We start from the raw sequence: 10,190 nt of genomic DNA on the forward strand, positions 1-10,190 counted from the left end.
GGGGTGAACGCCGGCAGGTCCGACCCGGACCGCGGGTCCATGAAGGCGTCCTCATCGGACTCGTACCGATACACCATGTGAGATAGAGTAGGGGCGATTGTCCCTTTAGAGGGTAATAATGGAAAATTGTGGTGCGGCGCGTCGCGATCTGCTGCCGAGGCGGCCGTGGCCCGGCGAGACGCCGGTGGGAGAATGCCCGACGTGACCGGCGACCACTACTTCTCCACCGAGCCCACCGCCACCGCCCATCCGCGCGAGGTTGAGTTCTGCGTCGCCGGACGCGACTACACCCTCACCTCCGCCGGCGGGGTGTTCTCGGCCGACCGGCTCGACCCGGGCACCGGGGTACTGCTGCGCAAGGCCGAACTGCCGGCCAGCGGCACCGGCGGCGACCTGCTCGACATCGGCTCCGGGTTCGGGCCGATCAGCTGCGTCCTCGCCACCCGCGCACCCGCCGCCATCGTCTGGGCGGTCGACGTCAACGAACGGGCCCGAGCACTCACCGCCGCCAACGCCCGCCGGGTCGGCGCCGCCGACCGGATCCGCGCGGTCGCCCCCGACGAGGTGCCCGCCGACGTCACCTTCACCCAGATCTGGTCCAACCCGCCGATCCGGATCGGCAAGGCGGAGCTGCACGACCTGCTGCGCCGCTGGCTGCCCCGACTCGCCCCGGACGGGACCGCCTGGCTGGTGGTGGCCCGCCACCTCGGCGGCGACTCGCTGCACCGGTGGCTGGTCGACGAAGGCTGGCAGGTCGACCGGCACGCCAGCCAGAAGGGCTACCGGGTGCTGCGGGTCAGCCGGTAAACGAGTGTCGGCCGGGCCGGCCGTTCCGGCAGGATGCCGGCGTGGGATACGTGGACGTGGCAGCGGTCGGGCACATCCTGCCCGACGGCCGGGAACTCTTCACCGACGTGTCGTTCCGGGTCGGTGAGGGTGCCAAGGTCGCCCTGGTCGGCCCGAACGGCGCGGGCAAGACGACGCTGTTGCGGATGGTCGCCGGTGACCTGCCGGTGAAGACCGGCGCGGTCGCCCGGGCCGGCGGCCTCGGGGTGATGCGGCAGTTCATCGGCATGATCGGGGACGAGACCACGCTCGCCGACCTGGCGCTCTCGCTCGCCCCGCCGGCGCTGCGCGACGCCGGCCGCCGACTCGCCGAGACCGAGGCGGCCATGCGGGCGGCCGAGCTGCGCGGCAAGTACAGCTCCGCCGCCGGCAAGGCCCAACTGGCGTACGCGGACGCGCTCGCCGTCTGGGGCGAGGCCGGCGGGTACGACGCCGAGGTGCTCTTCGACACCGTCACCACCATCGTGCTGGACCTGCCCTGGGACGCCGCCCGGGAACGTCCGGTGCGGACCCTCTCCGGCGGCCAGCAGAAACGCTTCGCCCTGGAGCTGCTGCTGCGCGGCACCGACGAGGTGCTGCTGCTCGACGAGCCGGACAACTTCCTCGACGTGCCCGGCAAACGGTGGCTGGAAGCGCGGCTGCGCGAGTCCGGCAAGTCGGTGCTCTACGTCTCCCATGACCGGGAACTGCTCGCCCAGACCGCCGACCGGGTGGTCGCCGTCGAGGGCGGCAGCGCCTGGGTGCACCCCGGCGGCTTCGCCAGCTGGTACGACGCCCGCGTGGCCCGGCACGACCGCCTCGACGAGCTGCGCAAACGGTGGGACGAGGAGCACCAGAAGCTGCGCGAGCTGATGCTGATGTACAAGCAGAAGGCCGCGTACAACTCGGCGATGGCGTCGCGGTACCAGGCCGCGCAGACCCGGTTGCGCAAGTTCGAGGAGGCCGGGCCGCCGCCCGTACCGCCGAAGGACCAGGACATCCGGATGCGCCTGCACGGCGGGCGGACCGGCAAGCGCGCGGTCGTCTGCGACCAGCTGGAACTCGACGGCCTCACCTACCCCTTCGACCTGGAACTGTGGTACGGCGACCGGGTCGCCGTGCTCGGTGCCAACGGGACGGGGAAGTCGCACTTCCTGCGGCTGCTCGCCCGGGGCGGCACCGACCCCGACCCGGCCCACACCCCGGTCGACGCGGCTGCCGCGCTCGCCCCGGTCGCCCACGCCGGGGTGGTACGCCTCGGCGCCCGGGTCCGGCCCGGCCACTTCTCCCAGACCCACGACCGGCCGGAGTTGATGGAGAAGACGCTGGTCGACATCCTGTGGCGCGGCGACGAACACCGGGCCGGCATGGACCGGCACGCGGCGATGGCCGCGCTCAGCCGGTACGAGCTGGCCGGGCAGGGCGATCAGCGCTTCGGCACCCTCTCCGGCGGCCAGCAGGCCCGGTTCCTGGTGCTGCTGCTGGAGCTGTCCGGAGCCACCCTGCTGCTGCTCGACGAGCCCACCGACAACCTGGACCTGGCGTCGGCGGAGGCGCTGGAAGCGGGGCTGGCCGGCTTCTCCGGCACGGTGGTCGCGGTGACCCACGACCGGTGGTTCACCCGATCCTTCGACCGGTTCGTGCTGTTCCGGGGCGACGCTGAGGTGGTGGAGACGCCCGAGCCGGTGTGGGACGTGGCGTGACGGCAGCCCGGGTGGCACCCGACCGGGCCGGCATAGGGTGGAGCCGTGACTGACATGACCTACCGCCGGCTGGGCGACTCCGGGCTCGTGGTGTCCGTGGTCGGCATCGGCTGCAACAACTTCGGGCGCAAACTCGACCTCGACGGCACCCGCGCGGTGGTCGACGCCGCGCTCGACGCCGGGATCAACTTCTTCGACACCGCCGACATCTACGGCGAGCCGCACGGCACCTCCGAGGAACTGCTCGGTCAGGCGCTGAAGGGCCGCCGCGACGACGTGGTGGTGGCCACCAAGTTCGGCATGTCGATGGGGGGCCGCAACGGCCGGGACTTCGGGGTGCGGGGTTCCCGCCGCTACGTCGTGCGGGCCGTGGAGGCGTCCCTGCGCCGGTTGGAGACCGACCACATCGACCTGTACCAGCTGCACGAGCCCGACCCGGGCACCCCGATCGACGAGACCCTGGCCGCCCTGGACGACCTGGTCCGGGCCGGCAAGGTGCGCTACCTCGGCAACTCCAACTTCACCGGCTGGCAGATCGCCGACGCCGACTGGACGGCCAAGACCCGGGGACTGACCCGGTTCGTCAGCGCCCAGAACCACTACAATCTGCTCCAGCGGGACGCCGAGGTCGAGGTCATCCCCGCGTGTGAACGCTTCGGGCTGGGACTGCTGCCGTTCTTCCCGCTCGCCAACGGGCTGCTCACCGGCAAGTACAAGCGGGGCGAGGCACCGCCCACCGGCAGCCGGCTCTCCGGTGGCGGCCGGTACGCCCAGCGCCTCGCCGCCGCGAACTGGGACACCATCGAGGCGATCGAGGCGTACGCGGCCGAGCGGGGTCTCACCATGCTCGACGTCGCCATCGGTGGGTTGGCTGCCCGACCGGCGGTGGCCTCCGTGATCGCCGGCGCCACCACCCCTGAGCAGGTGCAGGCGAACGCGGCGGCCGGCGGTTGGCACCCCACCGACGAGGACCTGGAAGCCCTCGACACCCTCCTCTGACGGCGCGGAGCGGCCCGACGGCTGGGGCGGCGGTGCGGCCGGTGGACGGGAAACCGCGCCCTGGCCCTTGGCGGATCGGCGAGTTCGTCGTACGGTAAGCCGCAAGTGACCCACGGGAGCCCGGTGCACCGGGCTGAGAGGGGGGCTGAAGCCCCCGACCGTCGAACCTGATCCGGGTAATGCCGGCGCAGGGAGGAGAGTTGCCGTGCCGTCCCTCGGGCGACTGCATCTGATTACCGACACCCGGCCGGGGCGGGATCCCCTGGTGGTGCTGCGCGCCGCCCTGCCGGTGGCCCGCGCCGAGCTGGTCGTCCAGGTCCGGGTGACCGACGACACCACCGACCGGCAGGCGTACGACCTGACCCGGAAGGTGGTCGCGCTCTGCGCACCGTACGGGGCGACCTGCCTGGTCAACGACCGACTGCACGTCGCGCTCGCGGCCGGGGCCGCCGGTGGGCACGTCGGCGCCGACGACCTGCCCGTCGGGGCGGCCCGCCGGGTGCTCGGGGCCGCCGCCGTGCTCGGGGCCACCGCCCGCGAGCCGGGCGCCGCCGCCGAGGCGGTCGCCGCCGGGGCCAGCTACCTGGGCGTCGGCCCCTGCTACGGGACCAGCACCAAGTCCGGGCTGCCCGATCCGATCGGCCCCGCCGGGGTACGCGCCGTCGCCCGGGCGGTGCGGGTACCGGTGATCGCCATCGGCGGGGTGACGGCGGCGGCGGTGCCGGCGTTGCGGGCCGCCGGGGCGTACGGGGTGGCGGTGGTGGCGGCGCTGTCGCAGGCCGCCGACCCGGCGCAGGCCACCGCGGAACTGCTCGGAGCACTGACGTGCTGACCCGACCGGACGTCGCCGTGGTGGGGGCGGGGCCGGTCGGGCTGGCGATCGCGTGGCGGTGCGCCGTGAACGGGCTGCGCGTCGTGGTCCACGATCCCGCCCCGGGCTCCGGAGCCTCCCGGGTCGCCGCCGGGATGCTCGCCCCAGTCGCCGAGGCGTACTTCGGGGAACACGAGTTGACCGGGCTGCTCGCCGAGTCCGCCGCCCGCTGGCCCCGCTTCGCCGCCGAACTGGCCGAGGCCGCCGGCACGCAGTTCGGCTACCGGACCGAAGGCACCCTGATGGTCGGGCTGACCGGCGACGACCTGGCCGAGGCGCGGCGGCTGTGGACGTACCAGCAGGGGTTGGGACTGCCGATCACGCCACTGCGCCCCTCGCAGCTGCGGGAACGCGAACCGGCGTTGGCGCCCCGGGTGCGCGGCGGCGCGGTCGCCCCCGGCGACCACCAGGTCGACCCGCGCCGGCTGGTCACCGCGTTGCGGGCGGCGGCCGAGCGGGCCGGTGCGACGCTGGTCCCCGGGCCGGTCGCCCGACTGGCCGACGTGGACGCCCGGGTCACCGTGGTCGCCGCCGGCTGCGGTGCCGCCGCCCTCACCGGGCTGCCGGTACGACCGGTGAAGGGGCAGGTGCTTCGGCTCCGCGCGCCCGGCCGCGCCGCGCCGGACTTCCGGCACGTGATCCGCGGGTACGCCGACGGCGAGTCCGTCTACCTGGTGCCCCGCGCCGACGGCGAGGTGGTGGTCGGGGCGACCGTCGAGGAACGCTCCGACACGGCGGTGACCGCCGGAGCGGTGCTGCGACTGCTGCGCGCCGCCGTCGACCTGCTCCCCGACCTGGCCGAGTACGACCTGGTGGAGGCCGTCGCCGGGCTGCGCCCCGGCACGCCGGACAACGCGCCGATCCTCGGCCCGCTGCCCGGCCACCCCGGTGTGCTGGCCGCCACCGGTCACCACCGGCACGGCATCGTGCTCACCCCGGTCACCGCCGACCTGATCACCGAGCTGGTCGTCACCGGGCAGGCGGACCCGCTGCTTGCGCCGTTCACGCCGGAGCGGTTCACCGCCGCGAGCACCGAAAAGGAGCGTACGTGGAACTGATCGTCAACGGGGCCGGGCGGACCGTGCCCGGCGGAGCCACCGTGGCCGATGTGGTGCGCGAGGTCACCGACCAGCGGCGCGGACTCGCGGTCGCGGTCAACGGCGAGGTGGTGCCGCGTACCGGCTGGCCGGCGACGGTGCTGCGCGACGGCGACCGGGTCGAGGTGCTCAGCGCCGCCCAGGGCGGGTGAGCGGGATGGCCTTCGAGATCGGCGGTGTCACCTTCAATTCCCGGCTGATCCTCGGTACCGGCGGCGCGGCCAACCTGCACGTGCTGGAACAGGCGATCCGGGCCTCCGGCACCGAGTTGGTCACCCTGGCCCTGCGCCGCGTCGACACCGCCCCGGGCACCGCCGGTGGGCTGCTCGACCTGCTGGACCGGTGCGGGGTGCGGCTGCTGCCCAACACCGCCGGCTGCTACACGGCCGGCGAGGCGGTGAAGGTGGCACACCTGGCCCGGGACGCGTTCGACACCGACTGGGTGAAGCTGGAGGTGATCGGCGACGAGCGCACCCTGCTGCCCGACGGGGTGGAGCTGCTGCGGGCCGCCGAGGAACTGGTCGCCGACGGGTTCACCGTCCTGCCGTACACCTCGGACGACCCGATCCTGGCCCGCCGGTTGGCCGACGTCGGCTGCGCGGCGGTGATGCCGGCTGGCTCACCGATCGGTTCCGGGCTGGGGGTGAGCAACCCGCACCACATCCGGCTGATCCGGCAGAGCGTCGACGTGCCGGTGGTCCTCGACGCCGGCATCGGCACCGCCTCCGACGCGGCGCTGGCGATGGAGCTGGGCTGCGACGCGGTGCTGCTGGCCAGCGCCGTCACCCGGGCCGAGGACCCGGTGGCGATGGCCACCGCGATGCGGTACGCCGTCGGGGCCGGTCGGTTGGCGTACGGCGCGGGACGGATCGCGCGCCGCTTCCACGCCCTCCCCTCCACCCCGGACGAGGGAAGGCCCGACCTGTGACGCCCTCCGTGGACCTGGCTCCGGCTCCGGCTTCGGGGGATTCTGGAAGATGCCGGCCCTCGCAGGGGCCGTTCCCTTCCCAGATCCGTGTGCCGGCGCCGACCGGGGTCGTGGTGCTCACCGATCGGCGGGAGGCGCGGAAGCCGCTGGCCGAGGTCGTGGCGGGGGCCGCCGCCGGGGGAGCGCGGTGGGTGGTGCTGCGGGAGAAGGACCTGCCGCGGCCCGAGCGGCTCGCGCTCGCCGCCGAACTGCGCGCCATCCTCGCCGAGGTCGGCGGCACGCTGGTCGTCGCCGGCCCGGACCCGCTCGACGGCGACGCCGTACACCTGCCGGCCGCCGGCCCGTACCCGCCGCCGGTCGTCGGACTGGTCGGCCGCTCCTGCCACGACGAGGCGGAGCTGGCCCGGCTGACCACCGAGCACTACGTGACCCTGTCGCCGGTCTGGCCGACACGGACCAAACCCGGTTACGGCCCACCCCTGCACCCGTCCGGGCTGCGGCGGCTGATCCGGCGCAGCCCGGTGCCCGTCCTCGCGCTCGGCGGCATCGAAACCCCCGAACAGGTCAGCGCCTGCGTCGAGGCCGGCGCCACCGGGGTGGCCGTACTCGGGGTGATCATGCGGGCTGACGACCCCACCACGGCGGTCACCGCGCTGGGCAGCGCACTCGCCGAGGCGGCCACCACGGTGTCGCCCACCCCGCACGTCTCGGTGGACGCCCGACCGCAACCACGGGAGAACCAGTGACGCCGACGACCGTGCTCACCATCGCCGGATCCGACTCCGGCGCGGGAGCGGGCATCCAGGCCGACCTCAAGGTCTTCGCCGCGCTGCGCGCGTACGGCACCAGCGTGATCACCGCGATCACCGCGCAGAACACCCGGGGCGTCGACGCGGTGCTGCCACTGCCTCCCGGCACCGTCGCCGACCAGTTGGACAGCGTCCTGGTCGACTTCACGGTGCGCGCGGTGAAGACGGGAATGCTCGGCAGCCCGGCCGTCGCCGACACGGTCGCCGAGGCGGCGAAGGCGGGACGGCTGCCGCACCTGGTCGTCGACCCGGTGCTGGTCGCCACCAGCGGGCACCGGCTGGGCGTGGTGGCGGCGGTCGAGCGGCTGCTGCCGTACGCGCAGGTGGTGACGCCTAACCGGGCGGAGGCCGCGGCCCTCACCGGACGCCCGGTGACCACGGTCGAGGAGATGGTCGACGCGGCCCGGGCGCTCGCCGCCGCCGGCCCCGCCTGGGTCGTGGTGACCGGCGGCGACGTCGACGCGGACGGCGAGGCGGTGGACGTGCTCTGCGGGGGCGGGACGACCACGCTGCTGCGTGCGCCCCGGGTGGATACCCGGCACCAGCACGGCACGGGCTGTTCGTTCTCGGCGGCGGTCGCCGTCCGGCTGGCGGCGGGCGACCCCGTGCCGGTCGCGGTCGCCGCCGCCAAGGAGTACGTCACCCGCGCGCTGACCGGCGCGCGGGACTGGGAGTTGGGCGCGGGACACGGCCCGCTGGACCACTTCGGCTGGTCCGGTTGACCATCAGGGAGGCTGTCATGCAGGCACGTCGCAAGGTCTACGTCGAGGGGTCACGGCCGGACGTCCGGGTGCCGTTCGCCGAGGTGGAACTGACCGGGGACAACCCGCCGGTGCGCCTCTACGACACCTCCGGCCCGGGTTCGGACCCGCAGGTGGGGCTGCCACCGCTGCGCGGGCAGTGGATCGCCGAGCGCGGGGATGTCGCGCCGGTGCGGGGCGCCGGCACGCCGCTGGCCGGGGCCGACGGGAAGCGGCCCACCCAGCTCGCGTACGCGCGGGCCGGGATCGTCACCCCGGAGATGGAGTTCGTGGCGATCCGGGAGGGGATGGCGCCGGAGTTCGTCCGGGACGAGATCGCGGCCGGCCGTGCGGTGTTGCCGCTGAACGTCAACCACCCGGAGTGCGAGCCGGCGATCATCGGCAAGGCGTTCCTGGTGAAGGTGAACGCCAACATCGGCACCTCGGCCGTCACCTCGTCCGTCGCCGAGGAGGTGGAGAAGCTGACCTGGGCGACCCGGTGGGGCGCGGACACCGTGATGGACCTGTCGACCGGCAAGCGGATCCACGAGACCCGGGAGGCGATCGTCCGCAACTCGCCGGTACCGATCGGCACCGTGCCGATCTACCAGGCGCTGGAGAAGGTCGGCGGCGACCCGGTGAAGCTCAGCTGGGAGGTCTTCCGGGAGACCGTCATCGAGCAGGCCGAGCAGGGCGTGGACTACATGACCGTGCACGCCGGGGTACTGCTGCCGTACGTGCCATTGGCGGTCGACCGGGTCACCGGGATCGTCTCCCGGGGCGGCTCGATCATGGCCGCCTGGTGTCTGGCGCACCACGAGGAGAACTTCCTCTACACCAACTTCCGGGAACTGTGTTCGCTGCTCGCCAAGTACGACGTGACCTTCTCCCTGGGTGACGGGCTGCGTCCCGGCTCGATCGCGGACGCCAACGACGAGGCGCAGTTCGCCGAGCTGCGCACGCTGGGGGAGCTGACCAGGATCGCCTGGGAGTACGACGTCCAGGTCATGATCGAGGGTCCGGGGCACGTGCCGATGCACAAGATCAAGGAGAATGTGGACCTGCAGCAGGAGTGGTGCCACGAGGCCCCGTTCTATACCCTCGGGCCGCTGACCACCGACATCGCGCCCGCGTACGACCACATCACCTCCGCCATCGGCGCGGCGATGATCGGCATGTTCGGCACCGCGATGCTCTGCTACGTCACCCCCAAGGAGCACCTCGGCCTGCCGGACCGCGACGACGTCAAGGCGGGCGTGATCGCGTACAAGATCGCGGCGCACGCGGCGGATCTGGCCAAGGGGCATCCGGGCGCGCAGGCATGGGACGATGCGCTGTCCAAGGCGCGGTTCGAGTTCCGCTGGTCCGACCAGTTCAACCTCTCGCTCGACCCGGAGACCGCCCGGTCGTACCACGACGCGACGCTGCCCGCCGAGCCGGCGAAGACCGCGCACTTCTGCTCGATGTGCGGGCCGAAGTTCTGCTCCATGAAGATCACTCAGGAACTGAAGGACTACGCCGCGCGCGGCATGAAGGACAAGTCCGAGGAGTTCGTTTCCTCCGGCAGCCGCGTCTACCTGCCCCTGGCCTGAGCCTCCACCCGCTGTCGCGGTGGGGTCAGGGTCTGGGTTGGTCGGGCTGGTGGTGGCGGCCGGTGGTACGCAGGGACCGGCGGGCGCTCTGCGTCTCCGGCTCGTTGTCGGCCAGCGGCTTGCTCAGCCCGCTGACCCAGTCGACGAACTCCGCGTCCTGGACGGCCATCGGCTCCTGCTCCGGGCCGTCGCCGGCGGGGTCGGCGTCCCTGCCCCGGCCGCGCCGGAACAGGCCGCGCCGCAACCGGGACAGCCCCGAGGCCGAGTCGCCGTCGGATTCGGCGGGGCTGTCCTTTCCGTCGGGTGCGCCCGGGTTGTCACCGGCGGTCGTGGCCGGGTCGGCCGGGTCGGCGTCCCAGCTCAGGATGACCGGCTTCGGGATCCCGTCGTCCTGCTCCGTGTCGGGGAAGGGCAGAGCCGGGCCGGTCGACGAACCGCCGAGGCCGGAGGACTCCCCGCTTGCGGCGGTGGCCAGATCCGGCAGGCGATGCCGGGGCCGGGGAGCCGGCTCGGCCGCCGTCGGTGTGCCGGGGAGCGTGGTGTCGGGGTCTGTGGTGTCGGGGTCTGTGGTGCCGGGGTCAGCCGACTCGGAAGTCCGCACGGGATCCGGCGTTTCCGCTTCGGTG

At 73.6% G+C, this 10,190-nt stretch carries 10 protein-coding genes, 1 pseudogene and 1 riboswitch; of the genes and pseudogenes, 10 read left to right on the plus strand and 1 reads right to left on the minus strand.

All coding sequences use genetic code 11. The features are described 5' to 3' along the window. The first annotated feature begins 201 nt into the window (after nt 1-201). The 10 genes from E1182_RS25960 (at nt 202) to thiC (ending at nt 9,564) form a co-directional block, all read left to right on the plus strand. Nucleotides 202-807: a class I SAM-dependent methyltransferase gene (locus tag E1182_RS25960; RefSeq protein ID WP_132270066.1), complete on the plus strand. Its 606-nt coding sequence runs from the start codon at nt 202-204 to the stop codon at nt 805-807. Nucleotides 808-848: 41 nt separating this feature from the next. Further along, nucleotides 849-2,528, plus strand: coding sequence for an ABC-F family ATP-binding cassette domain-containing protein (locus E1182_RS25965; RefSeq protein ID WP_132270034.1), 1,680 nt, complete (start codon nt 849-851; stop codon nt 2,526-2,528). 54 nt (nt 2,529-2,582) lie between these two features. Beyond that, nucleotides 2,583-3,527, plus strand: coding sequence for an aldo/keto reductase (locus tag E1182_RS25970; RefSeq protein ID WP_132270068.1), 945 nt, complete (start codon nt 2,583-2,585; stop codon nt 3,525-3,527). A 103-nt stretch (nt 3,528-3,630) separates the two neighbouring features. Further along, a riboswitch (TPP riboswitch) is annotated at nt 3,631-3,738 on the plus strand. Next, nucleotides 3,733-4,359, plus strand: a complete 627-nt coding sequence (gene thiE / locus E1182_RS25975; RefSeq protein WP_132270036.1) for a thiamine phosphate synthase — start codon at nt 3,733-3,735, stop codon at nt 4,357-4,359. (Overlaps the previous riboswitch by 6 nt.) After that, on the plus strand, nt 4,353-5,456 hold the full coding sequence (gene thiO / locus E1182_RS25980) for a glycine oxidase ThiO (RefSeq protein ID WP_132270038.1): 1,104 nt from the start codon (nt 4,353-4,355) through the stop codon (nt 5,454-5,456). The genes thiE and thiO overlap by 7 nt, the downstream gene beginning before the upstream one ends. Further along, nucleotides 5,447-5,647 carry a sulfur carrier protein ThiS gene (gene thiS, locus E1182_RS25985; protein WP_132270041.1) on the plus strand — a complete coding sequence of 67 codons (201 nt, stop codon included), beginning with the start codon at nt 5,447-5,449 and terminating at the stop codon, nt 5,645-5,647. Before thiO ends, thiS begins: the two co-directional genes overlap by 10 nt. Next, on the plus strand, nt 5,644-6,423 hold the full coding sequence (locus tag E1182_RS25990) for a thiazole synthase (protein WP_132270043.1): 780 nt from the start codon (nt 5,644-5,646) through the stop codon (nt 6,421-6,423). Before thiS ends, E1182_RS25990 begins: the two co-directional genes overlap by 4 nt. Nucleotides 6,424-6,512: 89 nt before the next feature. Beyond that, nucleotides 6,513-7,169 carry a thiamine phosphate synthase gene (locus E1182_RS25995; protein WP_132270045.1) on the plus strand — a complete coding sequence of 219 codons (657 nt, stop codon included), beginning with the start codon at nt 6,513-6,515 and terminating at the stop codon, nt 7,167-7,169. Then, nucleotides 7,166-7,954 (plus strand): bifunctional hydroxymethylpyrimidine kinase/phosphomethylpyrimidine kinase, encoded by a 789-nt coding sequence (gene thiD, locus E1182_RS26000; protein WP_132270047.1) that lies wholly within the window; start codon nt 7,166-7,168, stop codon nt 7,952-7,954. Before E1182_RS25995 ends, thiD begins: the two co-directional genes overlap by 4 nt. Before the next feature lie 17 nt (nt 7,955-7,971). Beyond that, nucleotides 7,972-9,564 (plus strand): phosphomethylpyrimidine synthase ThiC, encoded by a 1,593-nt coding sequence (thiC, locus tag E1182_RS26005; protein WP_132270049.1) that lies wholly within the window; start codon nt 7,972-7,974, stop codon nt 9,562-9,564. Between the two features lie 25 nt (nt 9,565-9,589). Here the strand turns inward: thiC and E1182_RS26010 are convergent. Then, nucleotides 9,590-10,190: pseudogene (locus E1182_RS26010) on the minus strand (hypothetical protein); the annotation flags it as partial.

It is taken from the genome of Micromonospora sp. KC721, from assembly GCF_004348355.1.
Classification (GTDB): Bacteria; Actinomycetota; Actinomycetes; order Mycobacteriales; family Micromonosporaceae; genus Micromonospora.

What these genes read in the sequence shown, in the direction of transcription:
- E1182_RS25970 (WP_132270068.1), top strand. Translation starts at nt 2,583, where the DNA reads ATGACCTACCGCCGGCTGGGCGACTCCGGGCTCGTGGTGTCCGTGGTC.
- thiC (WP_132270049.1), top strand. Translation starts at nt 7,972, where the DNA reads ATGCAGGCACGTCGCAAGGTCTACGTCGAGGGGTCACGGCCGGACGTC.